This is a genomic window from Citrobacter sp. Cs237 (genome assembly GCF_030332325.1).
GTDB classification, from domain to species: domain Bacteria; phylum Pseudomonadota; class Gammaproteobacteria; order Enterobacterales; family Enterobacteriaceae; genus Citrobacter_A; species Citrobacter_A sedlakii.
The window spans coordinates 26,596-44,622 of record NZ_JAOWIB010000102.1 but is presented as its reverse complement, the minus strand read 5'-3'; the positions used below and the strand labels follow the sequence as shown (position 1 = coordinate 44,622).

General features: G+C 56.2%; 16 protein-coding genes. 14 read left to right on the top strand and 2 right to left on the bottom strand.

All coding sequences use genetic code 11. The features are described from left to right. Positions 1 to 492: 492 nt before the first annotated feature. From OGY07_RS09795 to mgtE, 6 genes are all read left to right on the top strand, one after another. The gene (locus tag OGY07_RS09795; RefSeq protein ID WP_042290569.1) at positions 493 to 1,608 is read left to right on the top strand and encodes a porin OmpC; all 1,116 of its coding nucleotides are present in this window, start codon (positions 493 to 495) and stop codon (positions 1,606 to 1,608) included. 115 nt (positions 1,609 to 1,723) lie between these two features. Continuing rightward, positions 1,724 to 2,779 carry an FAD:protein FMN transferase ApbE gene (apbE, locus tag OGY07_RS09790; protein ID WP_199956664.1) on the top strand — a complete coding sequence of 352 codons (1,056 nt, stop codon included), beginning with the start codon at positions 1,724 to 1,726 and terminating at the stop codon, positions 2,777 to 2,779. 227 nt (positions 2,780 to 3,006) lie between these two features. Further along, the gene (ada, locus tag OGY07_RS09785; RefSeq protein WP_286600236.1) at positions 3,007 to 4,071 is read left to right on the top strand and encodes a bifunctional DNA-binding transcriptional regulator/O6-methylguanine-DNA methyltransferase Ada; all 1,065 of its coding nucleotides are present in this window, start codon (positions 3,007 to 3,009) and stop codon (positions 4,069 to 4,071) included. Continuing rightward, positions 4,071 to 4,727 (top strand): DNA oxidative demethylase AlkB, encoded by a 657-nt coding sequence (gene alkB, locus OGY07_RS09780; RefSeq protein ID WP_286600233.1) that lies wholly within the window; start codon positions 4,071 to 4,073, stop codon positions 4,725 to 4,727. The genes ada and alkB overlap by 1 nt, the downstream gene beginning before the upstream one ends. Before the next feature lie 69 nt (positions 4,728 to 4,796). Then, complete coding sequence (locus tag OGY07_RS09775; RefSeq protein WP_181822856.1) at positions 4,797 to 6,440, top strand: multidrug ABC transporter permease/ATP-binding protein; 1,644 nt, start codon at positions 4,797 to 4,799, stop codon at positions 6,438 to 6,440. 151 nt (positions 6,441 to 6,591) lie between these two features. Then, positions 6,592 to 8,028 (top strand): magnesium transporter, encoded by a 1,437-nt coding sequence (gene mgtE / locus OGY07_RS09770; protein WP_042290555.1) that lies wholly within the window; start codon positions 6,592 to 6,594, stop codon positions 8,026 to 8,028. Here mgtE and OGY07_RS09765 read toward each other — a convergent pair. Continuing rightward, positions 7,991 to 9,235 (bottom strand): SulP family inorganic anion transporter, encoded by a 1,245-nt coding sequence (locus OGY07_RS09765; protein ID WP_286600231.1) that lies wholly within the window; start codon positions 9,233 to 9,235, stop codon positions 7,991 to 7,993. The genes mgtE and OGY07_RS09765 overlap by 38 nt on opposite strands. Positions 9,236 to 9,510: 275 nt before the next feature. Here OGY07_RS09765 and mqo point away from each other — a divergent pair, with 275 nt between their 5' ends. Beyond that, positions 9,511 to 11,172, top strand: a complete 1,662-nt coding sequence (mqo, locus tag OGY07_RS09760) for a malate dehydrogenase (quinone) (RefSeq protein WP_286600229.1) — start codon at positions 9,511 to 9,513, stop codon at positions 11,170 to 11,172. Positions 11,173 to 11,263: 91 nt separating this feature from the next. Here the strand turns inward: mqo and eco are convergent, their stop codons facing one another. After that, the gene (gene eco, locus OGY07_RS09755) at positions 11,264 to 11,761 is read right to left on the bottom strand and encodes a serine protease inhibitor ecotin (protein ID WP_286600226.1); all 498 of its coding nucleotides are present in this window, start codon (positions 11,759 to 11,761) and stop codon (positions 11,264 to 11,266) included. 413 nt (positions 11,762 to 12,174) lie between these two features. Here eco and napF point away from each other — a divergent pair, with 413 nt between their 5' ends. The 7 genes from napF to napC are packed head-to-tail and all read left to right on the top strand — an operon-like array spanning position 12,175 to position 18,012. Beyond that, positions 12,175 to 12,666, top strand: coding sequence for a ferredoxin-type protein NapF (napF, locus tag OGY07_RS09750; protein WP_042290548.1), 492 nt, complete (start codon positions 12,175 to 12,177; stop codon positions 12,664 to 12,666). After that, complete coding sequence (gene napD, locus OGY07_RS09745; protein ID WP_042290545.1) at positions 12,656 to 12,919, top strand: chaperone NapD; 264 nt, start codon at positions 12,656 to 12,658, stop codon at positions 12,917 to 12,919. The genes napF and napD overlap by 11 nt, the downstream gene beginning before the upstream one ends. After that, positions 12,916 to 15,402, top strand: coding sequence for a nitrate reductase catalytic subunit NapA (gene napA, locus OGY07_RS09740; RefSeq protein WP_042290541.1), 2,487 nt, complete (start codon positions 12,916 to 12,918; stop codon positions 15,400 to 15,402). The genes napD and napA overlap by 4 nt, the downstream gene beginning before the upstream one ends. Positions 15,403 to 15,408: 6 nt before the next feature. Next, positions 15,409 to 16,104, top strand: a complete 696-nt coding sequence (napG, locus tag OGY07_RS09735; protein ID WP_060570143.1) for a ferredoxin-type protein NapG — start codon at positions 15,409 to 15,411, stop codon at positions 16,102 to 16,104. Beyond that, a complete protein-coding gene (gene napH, locus OGY07_RS09730) occupies positions 16,091 to 16,954 on the top strand; it encodes a quinol dehydrogenase ferredoxin subunit NapH (protein WP_181822861.1) in 864 nt (287 codons plus the stop codon). Before napG ends, napH begins: the two co-directional genes overlap by 14 nt. Then, positions 16,951 to 17,400, top strand: a complete 450-nt coding sequence (gene napB / locus OGY07_RS09725; RefSeq protein ID WP_042290535.1) for a nitrate reductase cytochrome c-type subunit — start codon at positions 16,951 to 16,953, stop codon at positions 17,398 to 17,400. Before napH ends, napB begins: the two co-directional genes overlap by 4 nt. 9 nt (positions 17,401 to 17,409) lie before the next feature. Next, positions 17,410 to 18,012, top strand: a complete 603-nt coding sequence (gene napC / locus OGY07_RS09720) for a cytochrome c-type protein NapC (protein WP_042290532.1) — start codon at positions 17,410 to 17,412, stop codon at positions 18,010 to 18,012. The last annotated feature ends 15 nt before the right edge of the window (positions 18,013 to 18,027 follow it).

Here is an 18,027-nt window from a genome sequence, read left to right as displayed (position 1 = left end):
TGATTGATAGTGGTGATTGTTTTTATGCGGTAGCACATAAACAGAAAGAGAGTGTAAAGAAAAGTAAAAAAAAACCGAATGCGAAGCATCCGGTTGAAATAGGGGTAAACAGACATTCAGAAATGAATGACGGTAATAAATAAAGTTAATGATGATAGCGAGATTATTTTAGTTGTGAGTGACGATTTTGTTTTGTCATTCAGTGCTATGTTTTATTTGTCTGTATTTTATTGTATTTAAAGGGTTTTTATTATTTCTTGTACATTTGTGCTTATTTCTTGACTTTCAGAGCGATATAAAAAGTTCCTTCTTGTTAATGTTTTGAAACATCTATGTGGATATCTGAAACATCTTAAAAGTTTTAGTATCATATTCGTGTTGGATTATTCTGCATTTTTGCGGAGAATGAACTTGCCGACTGGTTAATGAGGGTTAATCAGTATGCAGTGGCATAAAAAAGCAAATAAAGGCATATAACAGAGGGTTAATAACATGAAAGTTAAAGTACTGTCCCTCCTGGTACCGGCTCTGCTGGTAGCAGGCGCAGCAAATGCGGCTGAAATTTATAATAAAGACGGCAACAAATTAGACCTGTTTGGTAAAGTAGACGGTCTGCACTATTTCTCCGATGACAACAGCGCTGACGGCGACCAGACCTACATGCGTATCGGCTTCAAAGGCGAAACGCAGGTAAACGATCAGATCACCGGCTACGGCCAGTGGGAGTATCAGATCCAGGGTAACGCGCCTGAAAGCGAAAACAACTCCTGGACCCGTGTGGCGTTCGCTGGGGTTAAATTTGGCGATGCGGGTTCTTTCGACTACGGTCGTAACTACGGCGTGGCGTATGACGTCACCTCCTGGACTGACGTACTGCCGGAATTCGGCGGTGACACCTACGGTTCTGACAACTTCATGCAGCAACGTGGTAACGGCTTCGCGACCTACCGTAACACTGACTTTTTCGGTCTGGTTGATGGCCTGAACGTTGCGGTTCAGTACCAGGGTAAAAACGGCAGCCCGTCCGGCGAAGGTATGACCGGCATTACTAACAATGGTCGTGAAGCCCTGCGCCAGAACGGCGACGGCGTTGGCGGTTCTGTCACTTACGATCTGGGCGAAGGCTTCGGTCTGGGTGCGGCAGTCACCAGCTCCAAACGTACGGATGAGCAGAACAACGGCATTTACATTGGTAACGGCGATCGTGCTGAAACCTACACCGGCGGCCTGAAATACGACGCCAACAACATCTACCTGGCGGCACAGTACACCCAGACTTACAACGCAACGCGTGCGGGCGACATTGGCTGGGCAAACAAAGCGCAGAACTTTGAAGTGGTTGCGCAGTATCAGTTTGACTTCGGCCTGCGTCCGTCCGTGGCTTACCTGCAGTCCAAAGGCAAAAACCTGGGAACTGTTAACGGCCGTAACTACGACGACGAAGATCTGCTGAAATATGTTGATGTGGGCGCGACTTACTACTTCAACAAAAACATGTCCACCTATGTTGATTACAAAATCAACCTGCTGGACGACAATGACTTCACCCGCGCTGCTGGTATCGGTACTGACGATATCGTCGCACTGGGTCTGGTTTACCAGTTCTAAGGTCATTTCATGACGACAAAAGGCCCTGCGGGGCCTTTTTTTATGGACTTTTCGCGGCGTACAGTCGGGCGTTTTTAGTGTAACCTTGCGCAATTTCGCAGAAGGACAATCACCAATGGAAATTTCTTTTGCGCGGATGGCCCTCCTTGCCGCCACGCTTTTTTTTACCGGGTGCGATAGCGCGCCTGACGCGACGCAGGTTCCCGCATCGGCGCCGGTGATGCTTGAAGGTAAAACCATGGGCACCTTCTGGCGCGTGAGCGTGGTCGATATAGACGCCGCGCGCGCAGAGAAACTGCGTAACCGGATCCAGGCGCAACTGGATGCTGACGATCGGCTTCTCTCGACGTATAAAAATGATTCCGCGTTGATGCGCTTTAACCACACCAAAAGCCTCACGCCCTGGCCAGTTAGCGAGGCGATGGCGGACATCATCACCACTTCGCTGCGTATTGGCGACAAAACCCTGGGGGCGATGGACATTACCGTCGGTCCGCTGGTGAATCTCTGGGGATTTGGTCCGGACAAACAGCCGGTGCAGGTACCCACTCAGGCGCAGATCGATGCGGCGAAGGCGAAAACCGGACTCCAGCACCTGACGGTGATTAATCAGGCGCATCAGCAGTACCTGCAAAAAGATCTGCCGGATCTGTATGTTGATTTGTCCACGGTGGGGGAGGGCTATGCGGCGGATCATCTGGCGCGGCTCATGGAGCAGGAAGGCATCGCGCGTTATCTGGTTTCCGTTGGCGGAGCGTTAAACAGTCGCGGTATGAACGCCGAAGGGCGTCCGTGGCGGGTGGCGATCCAGAAACCGACCGATCGCGAAAACGCCGTTCAGGCGGTGGTGGACATTAATGGTCATGGCATCAGCACCTCCGGCAGTTATCGCAACTATTATGAAGTGGACGGTAAGCGGCTTTCGCATGTTATCGATCCGCAGACCGGCCGCCCTATTGAACATAATCTGGTTTCGGTCACGGTTATCGCCCCGACGGCGCTGGAAGCGGACGGCTGGGACACCGGGTTGATGGTGCTCGGCGCCGAGAAAGCGAAAGAAGTCGTGCGCCGCGAAGGGCTGGCGGTGTACATGATCACCAAAGAGGGCGAGGACTTTAAAACCTGGATGTCGCCACAGTTTTCCGCCTTTCTGATCGGTGAACAAAATTAAACAGCAAGATTGCGGGTTTTTGCGAAAGGGGTTTCGAACATACTGTCGTTAAGCAGGCACTATGCCAGGAGCCTGGCCCAATAGACGATGTCATTTGCCATTTTGCCTCCGGCAGTGCTCAGGATCCTCCCGTACGCCGTGTACGCTCCGGTTCTTCCGCGCTGTCCGTGTTGAAACTCTGCCACAATGACGCCTCTTAGGTTAGGCTCTTATTTAAGGAGTCCCGTATGAAACCGAATCTGTCGAACAATCCTGATGAATGCTGGCAGGCTGTGCTCGCACGCAGCGCTGCCGCTGACGGCCAGTTTGTCTTTGCGGTACAGACCACCGGCATTTTTTGTCGGCCATCCTGCAGCGCTAAGCACGCGTTGCGTAAAAACGTGCGCTTTTTTCCCGATGCGCAGGCCGCGTTATCCGCAGGGTTTCGTCCCTGTAAGCGCTGTCAGCCGGATAAAGCCCATCCCCGGCAGCACCGACTGGATAACATCACCCGCGCCTGCCAGTTGCTGGAGCATGATAACCCCATCACGCTGGCGGCGCTGGCACAGCAAGTGGCAATGAGCCCGTACCATTTTCACCGCCTGTTCAAGGCCGCCACCGGCATGACGCCGAAAGCCTGGCAGCAGGCCTGGCGCGCGCGTCGGTTACGCGACGCGCTGGGCAAAGGGGAGAGCGTCACGCAGGCGATTCTCGACGCCGGTTTCCCTGACAGTAGCAGCTATTACCGTCACGCCGATACGGCGCTGGGGATGACGGCAACGCAGTTTCGCCGCGGCGGTGAACGGCTGACGGTTCGCTATACGCTTGCAGACTGCGCGCTGGGGCGCTGCCTGGTGGCGGAAAGCGAACGCGGGATCTGCGCAATCTTGCTGGGTGATGACGACGCAGGTTTGATCGCCGAACTGCGCGCGCTGTTCCCGTCGGCGCGCGGCGAACCGGCTGATGAGGCGTTTCACCAGCGTGTGCGTCAGGTGATCGCCAGTATTGACGGGCGCGATGTGCCGCTATCGCTGCCGCTGGATATTCAGGGCACGGCTTTTCAGCAGCAGGTCTGGCAGGCGCTGCGCGCCATTCCTTGTGGTGAAACGGTCAGTTATCAGCAACTGGCCGCCGCGCTCGGCAAACCGAAAGCGGTACGCGCCGTTGCCAGCGCCTGCGGGGCGAACAAACTGGCGATCGTCATTCCTTGCCATCGGGTGGTGCGGGGCGATGGCGCGCTTTCGGGCTATCGCTGGGGGGTAACGCGCAAAGCGCAACTGCTGCGGCGGGAGTCATCAGATAAGGAGTCATAATGCTCGATCTGTTTGCCGATTCACAACCCTGGCAGGAGCCGCTGGCGCCCGGCGCGACAATCCTGCGCCGTTTTGCCTTCAGCGCGGCGCAGAGGTTAATGCTGGATATCGACGCGGTGGCCAGCCGTTCGCCGTTTCGCCAGATGGTCACGCCCGGCGGTTACACCATGTCGGTGGCGATGACCAACTGCGGACAACTGGGCTGGACCACCGATCGACGCGGCTATGTCTATTCCTCTATTGATCCACTCACTGGTCACGCCTGGCCGCCCTTTCCGGCATCGTTTGTCGAACTTTGTCGGCGGGCGGCGACGGCGGCGGGCTATACGGATTTCCAGCCGGACGCCTGCCTGATCAACCGCTACGCGCCTGGCGCGAAGCTGTCGCTGCATCAGGATAAAGACGAGCCGGATTTGCGCGCGCCGATTGTCTCGGTGTCGCTGGGCCTGCCTGCCATTTTTCAGTTCGGCGGCCTGAAGCGCAGCGCTCCGCTGAAACGCCTCATGCTGGAACATGGTGATGTGGTGGTATGGGGGGGCGAATCGCGGCTGTTTTATCATGGCATTCAACCGCTGAAGGACGGGCTTCACCCGTTAACCGGAAACTGCCGCTACAATCTCACCTTTCGTCAGGCGGGTAAAAAAGAATTAAAATAAGAATTATTATTGCCGATCGCGTTGAGATGTTTAAACTGCGGGCAGTTATTCCTTGTCCGGGTAGTCTCAATGGAACTCCTTCTTCTTGTCTGGCGGCAGTATCGCTGGCCATTTATCGGCGTGATGGCGCTCAGCCTCGCCAGCGCCGCGTTAGGTATCGGGCTGATTGCCTTTATTAATCAGCGGCTGATCGAAACGGCGGATACGTCGCTCCTGGTGTTACCGGAATTCCTCGGTTTATTACTGTTGCTGATGGCGGTAACGCTGGGTTCGCAGCTGGCGTTAACCACCCTCGGCCATCACTTTGTCTATCGTCTGCGCAGTGAGTTCATCAAGCGTATTCTGGATACCCACGTCGAGCGCATCGAACAGCTCGGTAGCGCGTCGTTGCTGGCCGGACTGACCAGCGATATCCGTAACATTACTATCGCTTTTGTGCGTCTGCCGGAGCTGGTACAGGGAATTATCCTCACCGTGGGGTCCGCGGCATATCTGGCAACGCTGTCGACCAAAATGTTGCTGGTGACCGCAATCTGGATGGCGATCACCATCTGGGGCGGATTCGTGCTTGTTGCGCGGGTCTACCGACATATGGCGACGCTGCGTGAGACGGAAGATAAGCTGTACAACGACTATCAGACGGTGCTGGAAGGGCGCAAGGAGCTGACCCTTAACCGCGAGCGGGCCGAACAGATCTTTAATCATCTGTACGTGCCGGACGCGCGGGAGTATCGCCACCATATTATTCGCGCCGATACGTTCCATCTGAGTGCAGTGAACTGGTCGAATATTATGATGCTCGGCGCCATTGGCCTGGTGTTCTGGATGGCGAATAGTCTTGGCTGGGCGGATACCAACGTCGCGGCCACGTATTCGCTGACGCTGCTGTTCCTGCGTACGCCGCTGCTGTCGGCGGTAGGGGCATTGCCGACGCTGCTGACGGCTCAGGTGGCCTTTAACAAGCTGAACACATTCGCGCTGGCGCCGTTCAGAGCGGAATTTCCCCGCCCGCAGGCGTTCGCGGACTGGAAAACCCTCGAACTGCGCGACGTCACCTTTCACTATCAGGACAACGCCTTTGCCGTGGGGCCAGTGAACCTTACCCTTCATCGCGGCGAACTGCTGTTTTTGATCGGCGGTAACGGTAGCGGCAAGTCGACGCTGGCGATGTTGCTGACGGGGCTGTACCAGCCGCAGTCCGGCGAAATTCTGCTCGACGGCAAGCCACTATCCGCAGAGAAACCGGAAGATTACCGTAAGCTGTTTTCGGCGGTATTTACCGACGTCTGGTTGTTTGATCAACTGCTTGGTCCGGAAGGCAAACCGGCAGATCCGGCGCTGGTTGAGAAGTGGCTCGCGCACCTGAAAATGGCGCACAAGCTGGAACTGCGCGACGGGCGGATCCTGAATCTTAAACTGTCAAAAGGGCAAAAAAAGCGCGTGGCGCTGCTGCTGGCGCTGGCGGAAGAGCGGGACATCATTCTGCTTGATGAATGGGCGGCTGACCAGGACCCGCACTTTCGCCGCGAATTTTATCAGGTGCTGCTGCCGCTGATGCAGGAGATGGGGAAAACCATTTTCGCCATTAGCCACGACGATCACTACTTTGTACACGCCGACCGCCTGCTGGAAATGCGTAACGGTCAACTGAGCGAGCTGGTGGGCGCTGAGCGCGACGCTGCGTCGCGTGATGCGGTGGCGCGTACCGCCTGAAGCTGACAACCGTTCGCCCGATGGCCCTGCGCACATCGGGTGAGCGGATTGTCGTCTGCCGTTTTTTTATCCGTCCGCTAATGCCGTTTATTGTTATTTACATCATCTCGCACCATGCTTAATGGCAACTCATATCATGGATTTATGATTAATGTCTGTAAAAACCAAAAACAGCGCAAGGCTGCGCGATGAAGAACGTGCGCGCCTGATCTGGCTTCTCACGACCGACAAAGCGGTCGTTTCCACCTTACTGGGCAAACTCACCCTGGCTGAGCAATATGATGTCGGTACGCTTGCCGACGATATTGCTGAGGTAGGCGCTCTGGTCGCCCATCTGCCGCCGCCGGATTTGGCGGATACCCTTGAAGCGCTGCCATCAGAGGAACGCCACGCGCTGTGGCACCTGGTTGATAAGGCAAAGCGCGGTTACGTGCTGCTCGAAGCGTCGGAAAGCGTCTGGGATGACCTGATCGACGAAATGACCGACAGGGAACTGCTCGATGCCCTGCAATATCTGGACATTGACGAACAGATCTATCTGGTGCAGCACCTGCCGAGAAACCTGACCGGACGACTGCTGGCGTCATTACCGGCGGACGAGCGCGCCCGCGTGCGCCAGGTGATGCATTACGAAAAGAACCGCGTCGGCGCGATCATGGAGTTCGAGGTTATTACCGTGCGTCCCGACGTGACTCTGCAGGCGGTGCAGCGTTATTTGCGTCGGCTGGGCAAGATGCCTGAGAACACCGACAAACTGTTCGTCACCCGTCGCGATAAAACGCTGGTTGGGGAGTTGTCCCTGACCTGCATTTTACTCAACGACGTACAGCGCCAGGTCAGCGAGGTCATGGATAACGATCCCCTGACCTTTGAGCCGGAAGATATCGCGGAAAACGCGGCGCGCACGTTTGAACGTGACAACCTGGTCAGCGCGGCGGTGGTGGATCCCGCCGGCAAGCTGATGGGGCGCTTAACCATTGATGAGATCGTCGACGTGGTGTACGAAGAAACCGACAGCGATCTCCGGCGGATGGGGGGGCTGAGCGCCGAGGAAGATGTCTTTGCCCCAGTGCCGAAAGCGGTAAAAACGCGCTGGGCGTGGTTGGCTGTCAACCTCTGTACGGCGTTCATCGCCTCGCGGGTCATCGATGGGTTTGAACATACCATCTCGCAGCTGGTGGCGCTGGCCTCGCTGATGCCTATCGTTGCCGGGATAGGCGGTAATACCGGCAATCAGACCATCACCATGATCGTCCGCGCGCTGGCGTTGCAGAACATTCAGCCCGGTAACCTGAGCTTTTTGATCCTGCGTGAAATGGGCGTCGCGCTGGTGAATGGTCTCGTCTGGGGCGGGATTATGGGCGGCATCACCTGGTGGTTGTATGACGACATGGCGCTCGGCGGCGTGATGACCCTGGCGATGGTGCTCAACCTGCTGGTGGCGGCGCTGATGGGGGTCATCATCCCTATGACGATGGTCAGGCTCGGGCGCGACCCGGCGGTCGGCTCGAGCGTCATGATTACCGCGATTACCGATACCGGCGGTTTCTTTATTTTTCTTGGGCTGGCGACGCTGTTTCTTCTGTAGCGCGTTTTTTACTTCTGATGACGCGCGGAAGCAGGCCCATCGCCAGCACACCGGCAACCACGCCAATCGCCAGGTTGTCGGTAGAAACCGTTGCACCCACGGTGACCAGCATCACCAGCGTTTCTGTGACGGGCAGAGTTGACAGCGTGCTGGGCTGAATGCTGTGCCAGCTAAAGGTTTTTACCGCCACAATCACCATGATCCCCGCCAGCACCGACATGGGGATTTTTGCCATCACCTCGCTCAGAGCCGTAACCAGCAGAAGCAACACCACACCCGCGGCGAAAGTCGATACGCGGCTGCGTCCTTTCCCCATCTCAACGTTGACGATGGTCTGGCCGATCATCGCGCAGCCTGCGATCCCGCCGTAAAAACCGGCGCAGATATTGGCGATGCCCAGACCGGCGCTTTCGCGATTTTTGTTTGACGGCGTGACCGTCAGGTCGTCGACCAGCTTCGCGGTCAGCAGTGACTCCATCAGACCGACAAACGCGATGCTCAGCGCGCACGGCCAGATAATGGTCAGCGTATCCAGATTCAGCGGCACCCGCAGTTGCGTCAGTCCGGGGAGTCCGCCGCTCATTGAGCCTTCATCGCCCACCGTCGGCAGGATCTGACCGGTGGTCACCGTAAACACCGTCAATAACACAATGGCGATCAGCGGCGCGGGAACGCTTTTGATAAACCGCGGCGCCCACAGCACGATCAACAGCGTCAGGGCAAACAATCCCCAGATTAACGGGCTTTTACTCCAGAAATGGGGAACCTGTGCGAAGAAAATTAAAATACCGAGGGCGTTGACAAAGCCGGTCATCACCGCAGAGGGGATAAAGCGCATCAGACGCGCCATACCGGTCACGCCGAACAGGATTTGAATCATCCCGGCCAGAATGACCGCAGGCAGGATGTATCCTACGCCGTGCTGATGCACCATCGGACCAATTACCAGCGCCACGGAGCCTGCGGCGGCGGTTACCATCGCCGGACGACCGCCGAGTACCGACATCGCCAGGCATAGCACCACCGAGGCGATCAGGCTGACTTTCGGATCAACGCCAGCGATAACGGAAAAGGAAATCACTTCGGGGATCAGCGCCAGCGCGGTGATCACGCCCGCCAGCGTTTCGCGCGCCAGCAGGCGTGGCGAGCGCATGACACCGCTGACGGTGTTGTCTGCCGCGACGGCAGAAGAAGGGGTTACAGACATAAATACTCTCAGGTCGGAAATGGCCTGATAACAGCAGACCGACTGGCGTCCGTGCGATGGAAACAAAGCGTCGCATAGTACCTGCCTGGCGTGCGAGTTTCCAGAAAATCTTGTGAATATCCTTATAAAAAATCAACGTATTAATAACATCTTTAAAATCTTAATATAATTTATAAACAATATTTAAATCTTATTGTTGAAATGTTAACGTTGATGCCGCTCAATTTTCACCTGCAAAAAGCAAAAAAACGATACTAAAAGTAAGGCATTACAATATGAAAAAAGTGACTGCCATGCTCTTCTCAATGGCCGTGGGGCTGAATGCTGTCTCTATGGCGGCAAAAGCGAAAGCGACGGAAGAGCAGGAAACGGACGTGCTGCTGATTGGCGGCGGCATCATGAGCGCCACATTAGGAACCTATCTGCAAGAACTGGAACCTGACTGGTCGATGACCATGGTGGAACGCCTTGACGGCGTGGCGCAGGAAAGCTCGAACGGCTGGAATAACGCCGGCACCGGGCACTCGGCGCTGATGGAGTTGAACTATACGCCTAAGAAAGCCGACGGCAGCATCAGTACCGAAAAGGCAGTCGAAATTAATGAAGCCTTCCAGATTTCCCGTCAGTTCTGGGCGCATCAGGTGAAGAACAACGTTCTGCACGATCCGCGCTCCTTTATCACCACCGTCCCGCACATGAGCTTTGTCTGGGGAGATGAGAACGTCAACTTCCTGCGTGCCCGCTACGCCGCGCTACAGCAGAGCACGCTGTTCCGTGGAATGCGCTATTCCGAAGATCATGCGCAGATTAAAGAGTGGGCGCCGCTGGTGATGGAAGGGCGTGACCCGAACCAGAAAGTGGCCGCCACGCGTACCGAAATTGGTACGGACGTCAACTATGGTGAAATCACGCGACAGCTGGTGGCCTCGCTGAAGAAAAGGCCTAACTTTGCGCTGGAGCTGAATACAGAAGTGCGCGGCTTTAAACGCAACAGCGACAACACCTGGACGGTTACCGTCGCGGATCTGAAAAAGGGTGAAGCGGAACATCAGATTAAAGCGAAGTTTGTCTTTATTGGCGCAGGCGGCGCGGCGCTGAAGCTGCTGCAGGAAACCGGTATTCCTGAAGCTAAAGACTATGCTGGTTTCCCGGTGGGCGGCCAGTTCCTGGTTGCGGAGAATCCGGACGTGGTGAATCGCCACCTGGCGAAAGTATACGGTCAGGCTTCCGTTGGCGCACCGCCGATGTCTGTCCCGCATATCGATACCCGCGTGCTGGACGGTAAGCGCGTGGTGCTGTTCGGGCCGTTCGCCACTTTCTCGACAAAATTCCTGAAAAACGGCTCGCTGTGGGATCTGCTAAGCTCCACTACCACCTCGAACTTTATGCCGATGGTGAACGTTGGAATGGATAACTTCGATCTGGTGAAATACCTGATTAGCCAGGTGATGCTGAGCGACGACGATCGTTTTGAGGCACTAAAAGCGTATTATCCGCAGGCGAAAAAAGAAGACTGGCGTCTGTGGCAGGCGGGCCAGCGCGTGCAGATCATCAAGCGTGATGAAGACAAAGGTGGCGTACTGCGTCTGGGCACCGAAGTGGTGAGCGATAAAGAAGGAACCGTTGCGGCGCTGTTAGGCGCATCGCCGGGCGCCTCCACCGCAGCACCGATCATGCTGCACCTGATGGAAACGGTATTCAAAGACAAGGTGGCGACTCCGGAATGGCAGGCGAAGCTGAAGACGATTATTCCGTCTTATGGCACGAAACTGAACGGAAATGTGGCGGCAACGGAGCAGGAGTTGCAGTACACCAGCGAAGTGCTTGGTCTGAAATACGATACGCCGCAGGCCGCGGACGTCGCGCCGAAACCCCAGCTAAAACCGCAGGCGCAACCGCAGCCCGCGCGTAAAGAAGTGGCGGATATCGCGCTTTAATCCCGAGTCGCGGTTAGCGCTGCGCTCATCCGGCCTGCAACGAAAATCCGTAGGCCGGATGAGGCGGTGCCGCCAGCCGATAAACCGTGCCTTAACGCGCTACCGCATCCTGAATTTTCTCTTCCGCTTTCCAGATACGGTACTTCACGTCGACGTTCGCTGGGGTATACACCACGATCGGCAGTTTGCTGTTATAGCGCAGCATCCCGTCGTCGCCCAGATAAGCGGTAACAAATTTTTTCTCTTTCTTACCGTCCGGGCAGGCCATCATAGTGGAAACCGGCGAGGTGAGTTTATCAAACACATAATAGTCATAGCCCCAGCCTTCCAGCGTCTTGCTGTCCAGTTCGCCGCCCAGGCGGTGCTGATTGCAGTCGACTTCCAGCGTCTGGCCAATCAGCAGTTCTACTTTCAGGGTAGATTCGTCTTCCTGATGGGGTAGCTGAATCACCTGGCGCTTCATGTCTTTTTCCGCCTGTGGATACGGCGCGATTTTTTCCAGTGGCTGTGGACTGCTCTCCGTTGAGGCCGCCCAGGTGGCGGTACTGGCGAAGGCAGCGAACATAACGGCAGGGACCATTGTCTTCATTTTTGAGTTCACAGGAGTTCCTTTTTATGTCTTATGAACGGTTTTAAGGTCAGGCTAACACATTCCTTTAATCAATAACTTCAGCTTTACGTATTTTTAAAGTGTATTAACTCTTTGTTGGGTTTTAGAATGGTGATTTATTCTGAATAATTTAATGTGTATAAGATAAATCGCTCACATGAATTGTTGCTGTATAAAGTATTATATAACCCTTTGATTTGTGCGCAGAAGCACATTCTGACAAGCTTCTTTAACACTCTTTTGATCCGACCACCTGTTTTACCCCGATTGGGGTATGCACCTCTGACACATCCTTTAATATCTTAGCCAACATAATAATGACGTAGTTGTAATGCGGTTTTTATTGTCGTTCACCCCGCCTGGGGGAGCGTCGTTTATGGAAGGGCGATGCCATGGTTGATCTATCCCGTCGAGGCATACTGACAGGCAGTTGGCGCAGCGCCAATAGCGGGATCCGTCCGCCGTGGAGCAGGGAAGAATCTCATTTTCTGTCTCATTGCACCCGCTGCGATGCCTGTGTCCAGGCGTGTGAAAACGACGTCCTGCAACGCGGCGCGGGCGGCTATCCGAGCGTTAATTTCAAACAAAACGAATGCAGCTTCTGCTATGCGTGCGCGCAGGCCTGCCCCGAATCTCTCTTTCTTCCGCGCCACACCAGGGCATGGGATCTGATTTTCACTCTCGGGCAAGGCTGTCTGGCGTACCAGTCGGTAGAATGCCGCCGCTGTCAGGATAGCTGCGAGCCTCAGGCGATTACCTTTCGCCCGACGCTGTCCGGCATATATCAACCGCAGCTCGACAATCTGGCCTGTAACGGATGCGGCGCGTGTGCCGCCAGCTGTCCGGTGTCAGCCATTACCGCGGAGTACAACCATGCACACTAACTGGCAGGTCTGCAGCCTGATTGTTCAGGCCAAAGGCGAACATTTACAGGATATCAGCGCGCGGGTGAACGCCTTTTCGGGTTGCGAAGTGGCGGTCAGTGACACCGAAAGCGGTCAGCTGATTGTGGTCGTCGAAGCAGAACACAGTGAAACGCTGATGCAAACAATTGAGTCGGTACGCAACGTTGCGGGCGTGCTGGCGGTGTCGCTGGTTTATCACCAGCAGGAAGAGCAAGGTGAGGAAACACCATGAAACTCAGTCGTCGTAGCTTTATGAAAGCTAACGCCGTTGCGGCCGCTGCGGCGGCTGCCGGGCTAAGCGTGCCGGGCGTCGCCCGCGCAGTTGTGGGTCAGCAGGAAGCCATTAAATGGGATAAAGCGCCCTGCCGTTTTTGCGGTACGGGTTGTGGCGTTCTGGTGGGAACCCAGCAGGGGCGTATCGTCGCCTGTCAGGGCGACCCGGACGCGCCGGTTAACCGTGGTCTGAACTGCATCAAGGGCTACTTTCTGCCCAAAATCATGTACGGCGATGATCGTTTAACGCAGCCGTTGCTGCGCATGAAAGACGGAAAATACAGCAAAGACGGCGAATTTACGCCGATCAGCTGGGATCAGGCTTTCGATGTGATGGAAGAGAAATTCAAAACCTCACTGAAAGAGAAAGGCCCGGAATCTATCGGTATGTTTGGTTCCGGTCAGTGGACCATCTGGGAAGGCTACGCCGCGGCGAAACTGTTTAAAGCCGGTTTTCGTTCAAACAACATCGATCCAAACGCCCGCCATTGTATGGCGTCGGCGGTGGTTGGTTTTATGCGTACCTTCGGGATGGACGAACCGATGGGCTGCTACGACGACATTGAGCACACCGACGCTTTCGTGCTGTGGGGCGCCAACATGGCGGAGATGCACCCGATCCTCTGGTCACGCATCACCAACCGTCGTCTGTCCGATCCGAACGTGACCGTCGCCGTACTGTCCACCTTCCAGCATCGTAGCTTTGAGCTGGCGGACAACGGCATGATCTTCACCCCGCAGACTGACCTGGTGATCCTCAACTACATCGCGAACTACATCATTCAGAACAACGCGATTAACCAGGACTTCTTCAGTAAACACGTCAACGTGCGCAAAGGGGTGACCGATATTGGTTACGGCCTGCGTCCGACCCATCCGCTGGAGAAAGCGGCGAAGAACCCCGGCTCCGACGCCTCCGAACCGATGAGCTTTGAAGATTACAAAGCCTTTGTTGCGGAATACACGCTGGACAAGACCGCCGAAATGACCGGCGTGCCCAAAGATCAGCTGGAAAAACTGGCGCAGCTGTACGCCGATCCGAATAAAAAAGTGATCTCCTACTGGACGATGGGCTTCAACCAGCATACCCGCGGCGTGTGGGCCAACAACCTGGTGTACAACATTCACCTGTTGACCGGCAAAATCGCCCAGCCGGGTTGCGGACCGTTCTCGCTGACCGGTCAGCCTTCCGCCTGTGGTACCGCGCGTGAAGTGGGGACGTTCTCTCACCGTCTACCGGCGGATATGGTGGTGACCAACGAAAAACACCGCGATATCTGTGAGAAGCACTGGAATATCCCGGCGGGGACGATTCCGGCGAAGGTGGGGCTTCACGCTGTCGCTCAGGACCGGGCGTTGAAAGACGGTAAGCTTAACGTCTACTGGACAATGTGTACCAACAATATGCAGGCCGGTCCGAACATCAATGAAGAGCGTATGCCTGGCTGGCGCGATCCGCGCAACTTTATCATTGTCTCCGATCCGTATCCGACCGTCAGTGCGCTGGCCGCCGACCTGATCCTGCCTACTGCGATGTGGGTGGAAAAAGAGGGGGCTTACGGCAACGCCGAGCGTCGCACCCAGTTCTGGCGTCAGCAAATTAAAGCGCCGGGTGAGGCTAAATCCGACCTGTGGCAACTGGTGCAGTTCTCGCGCCGTTTCAAAACCGAGGAGGTGTGGCCGGAAGAACTGCTGGCGAAGAAACCGGAACTGCGCGGTAAAACGCTGTACGACGTGCTGTTTGCCACCCCGGCGGTCACGAAGTTCCCGGTGGCGGAGCTGAAAGAGGATCAGCTTAACGATGAGTCCCGCGAGCTGGGCTTCTATCTGCAAAAAGGGCTGTTCGAAGAATACGCGTGGTTTGGACGCGGTCACGGTCACGATCTTGCCCCGTTCGACGATTATCACAAGGCGCGGGGGCTGCGCTGGCCGGTAGTGGACGGCAAAGAGACGCAGTGGCGCTACAGCGAAGGCCATGACCCGTACGTGAAGGCGGGCGAGGGCTACAAATTCTATGGCAAGCCAGACGGCAAAGCGGTGATCTTCGCGCTGCCGTTTGAGCCAGCCGCCGAATCGCCTGACAAAGAGTATGACCTGTGGCTCTCAACCGGCCGCGTACTGGAGCACTGGCATACCGGCAGTATGACCCGCCGCGTGCCGGAATTGCACCGCGCGTTCCCGGAAGCGGTGCTGTTTATCCATCCGTTGGATGCGAAAGCCCGCGATCTGCGTCGTGGCGACAAAGTGAAGGTGATCTCCCGTCGTGGCGAGGTTGTCTCGATTGTCGAAACCCGTGGACGTAACCGTCCGCCGCAGGGGCTGGTGTACATGCCGTTCTTCGACGCCGCGCAGCTGGTGAACAACCTGACGCTGGATGCGACGGATCCGCTCTCTAAAGAGACGGATTTCAAGAAGTGCGCCGTGAAACTGGCGAAGGTGTAAGCCATCATGTCCCGGTCAGCGAAACCGCAAAATGGCCGCCGCCGCTTTCTGCGCGACGTGGTTCGCACAGCGGGCGGGCTGGCAGCTGTAGGCGTGGCGCTGGGGCTGCAACAGCAGACCGCGCGAGCCACAGGCGTGCGGCTGCGCCCGCCTGGCGCGCTGAGCGAAAACGCGTTCGCCAGCGCCTGCGTGCGCTGCGGGCAGTGCGTACAGGCGTGTCCGTACGACACCTTAAAGCTGGCGACGCTGGCGTCGGGTTTGTCGGCGGGAACACCCTATTTTGTTGCCCGCGATATTCCCTGCGAAATGTGCGAAGACATTCCGTGCGCCAGGGTCTGCCCCAGTGGAGCGCTGGATAAAGACATCGAATCCATTGATGACTCGCGCATGGGGCTGGCGGTGCTGTTGGATCAGGAAAACTGCCTGAACTTTCAGGGACTGCGTTGCGACGTCTGTTATCGCGAGTGCCCGAAAATCGACGAGGCCATCACGCTGGAGCTGGATCGCAATATGCGTACCGGCAAGCATGCGCGATTTCTTCCCACCGTTCACAGCGACGCCTGTACCGGCTGCGGTAAGTGCGAAAAAGTCTGCGTCCTGGAACAGCCCGCCATCAAGGTGCTGCCGCTGTCGTTGGCGAAAGGGGAGTTAGGCCACCATTACCGCTTCGGTTGGCTGGAGGGGAACGATGGCAAATCGTAAACGTGACGCCGGGCGCGAAGCGCTGGCGAAAAAAGGCTGGTGGCGCAGTCACCGTTGGCTGGTGCTTCGCCGCCTCAGCCAGTTTGCGGTGCTGGGCATGTTTCTTAGCGGACCGTGGTTTGGGGTGTGGATCCTGCATGGCAACTACTCCGGTAGCCTGTTGCTGGACACCATCCCGCTGACCGATCCGCTGATGACCCTGCAAAGCCTGGCGAGCGGTCATCTGCCCGCAGCGCTGGCGCTGACCGGGGCGGTGATTATTGCTCTGCTGTACGCCCTGGCAGGAAAGCGATTGTTTTGCAGTTGGGTCTGTCCGCTGAATCCCGTGACCGATTTTGCGGCCTGGCTGCGCAGAAGATTTGACCTGAATCAGTCCGCAACGCTGCCGCGTCATATACGGTACGTGCTGCTGGTTGTGGTCCTGGTCGGATCGGCCCTGACCGGAACGCTGCTGTGGGAATGGATCAACCCCGTCTCCCTGATGGGGCGTAGCCTGGTGATGGGCTTTGGTAGCGGCGCACTGCTGATTATCGCTCTGTTTTTGTTTGATTTACTGGTCGTTGAACACGGCTGGTGCGGACATCTCTGTCCTTTAGGCGCGCTGTATGGCGTGCTGGGTAGCAAAGGCGCATTAACCGTTGCGGCGACTGACCGACAGAAATGTAACCGCTGTATGGACTGTTTTCATGTTTGCCCGGAACCGCATGTGCTACGTGCCCCGGTGCTGGATGAGCAAAGCCCGGTGCAGGTCACCAGTCGCGATTGCATGACCTGCGGTCGCTGCGTGGATGTCTGTTCTGAGGATGTATTTACAATAACTACACGATGGAGTTCGGGAGCGAAATCATGAAAAGCCATGACCTGAAGAAAGCGCTGTGTCAATGGACGGCCCTGCTTGCCCTGGTAGTCAGCGGCGCGGTCTGGGCGGCAAACGGAGTGGATTTTAGCCAGTCGCCGGAAGTGTCCGGTACGCAGGAAGGGGCGATTCGCATGCCGAAAGAGCAGGAGCGTATGCCGCTGAATTATGTCAACCAGCCGCCGATGATTCCCCATAGCGTCGAGGGTTATCAGGTGACCACTAACACTAACCGCTGTCTGCAATGCCACGGCGTAGAAAGCTATCGCACCACTGGCGCGCCGCGCATCAGCCCGACGCACTTTATGGACAGCGACGGTAAAGTGCTGGCGGAAGTGGCGCCGCGTCGTTATTTCTGCTTGCAGTGTCACGTCCCGCAGGCCGATGCCGCGCCGATTGTTGGCAACAGCTTTACGCCATCCAAAGGTTACGGAAAATAAGAGGTCGTTATGGAAAATGCTAACCGTAAACCTGGCCGGATTAAGCGCCTCTGGCAATGGTGGCGTCGCCCCAGTCGCCTGGCGCTGGGCACGCTGCTGTTAATCGGGTTCGTTGGCGGCATTATTTTCTGGGGTGGATTCAACACCGGGATGGAAAAAGCCAACACCGAAGCGTTCTGCATCAGCTGCCACGAAATGCGTAACACAGTGTACCAGGAATACATGGAAACCGTGCACTACAACAACCGCAGCGGTGTGCGCGCAACCTGTCCGGACTGCCATGTGCCGCACGAATGGGGACCGAAGATGATCCGCAAGATCAAGGCCAGCAAAGAGCTGTATGCCAAAGCGCTCGGCCTGATCGATACGCCGCAGAAATTCGAAGATCATCGTCTCACTATGGCGCAAAACGAATGGCGAAGAATGAAAGACAATAATTCGCAGGAGTGTCGCAATTGTCACAACTTCGAATTCATGGACTTAACTGCCCAAAAAGGCGTCGCGGCGAAAATGCACGACCAGGCGGTGAAAGACGGCCAAACCTGTATTGACTGCCATAAAGGGATTGCCCACAAGCTTCCCGATATGCGCGACGTTAAGCCGGGCTTCTGACGGGATGGTAATGAG

Bases quoted from the DNA above. Each gene is read 5' to 3' on its own strand.
- OGY07_RS09795 (WP_042290569.1), top strand. From the start codon at position 493: ATGAAAGTTAAAGTACTGTCCCTCCTGGTACCGGCTCTGCTGGTAGCA.
- apbE (WP_199956664.1), top strand. From the start codon at position 1,724: ATGGAAATTTCTTTTGCGCGGATGGCCCTCCTTGCCGCCACGCTTTTT.
- ada (WP_286600236.1), top strand. From the start codon at position 3,007: ATGAAACCGAATCTGTCGAACAATCCTGATGAATGCTGGCAGGCTGTG.
- alkB (WP_286600233.1), top strand. From the start codon at position 4,071: ATGCTCGATCTGTTTGCCGATTCACAACCCTGGCAGGAGCCGCTGGCG.
- OGY07_RS09775 (WP_181822856.1), top strand. From the start codon at position 4,797: ATGGAACTCCTTCTTCTTGTCTGGCGGCAGTATCGCTGGCCATTTATC.
- mgtE (WP_042290555.1), top strand. From the start codon at position 6,592: ATGTCTGTAAAAACCAAAAACAGCGCAAGGCTGCGCGATGAAGAACGT.
- OGY07_RS09765 (WP_286600231.1), bottom strand. From the start codon at position 9,235: ATGTCTGTAACCCCTTCTTCTGCCGTCGCGGCAGACAACACCGTCAGC.
- mqo (WP_286600229.1), top strand. From the start codon at position 9,511: ATGAAAAAAGTGACTGCCATGCTCTTCTCAATGGCCGTGGGGCTGAAT.
- eco (WP_286600226.1), bottom strand. From the start codon at position 11,761: ATGAAGACAATGGTCCCTGCCGTTATGTTCGCTGCCTTCGCCAGTACC.
- napF (WP_042290548.1), top strand. From the start codon at position 12,175: ATGGTTGATCTATCCCGTCGAGGCATACTGACAGGCAGTTGGCGCAGC.
- napD (WP_042290545.1), top strand. From the start codon at position 12,656: ATGCACACTAACTGGCAGGTCTGCAGCCTGATTGTTCAGGCCAAAGGC.
- napA (WP_042290541.1), top strand. From the start codon at position 12,916: ATGAAACTCAGTCGTCGTAGCTTTATGAAAGCTAACGCCGTTGCGGCC.
- napG (WP_060570143.1), top strand. From the start codon at position 15,409: ATGTCCCGGTCAGCGAAACCGCAAAATGGCCGCCGCCGCTTTCTGCGC.
- napH (WP_181822861.1), top strand. From the start codon at position 16,091: ATGGCAAATCGTAAACGTGACGCCGGGCGCGAAGCGCTGGCGAAAAAA.
- napB (WP_042290535.1), top strand. From the start codon at position 16,951: ATGAAAAGCCATGACCTGAAGAAAGCGCTGTGTCAATGGACGGCCCTG.
- napC (WP_042290532.1), top strand. From the start codon at position 17,410: ATGGAAAATGCTAACCGTAAACCTGGCCGGATTAAGCGCCTCTGGCAA.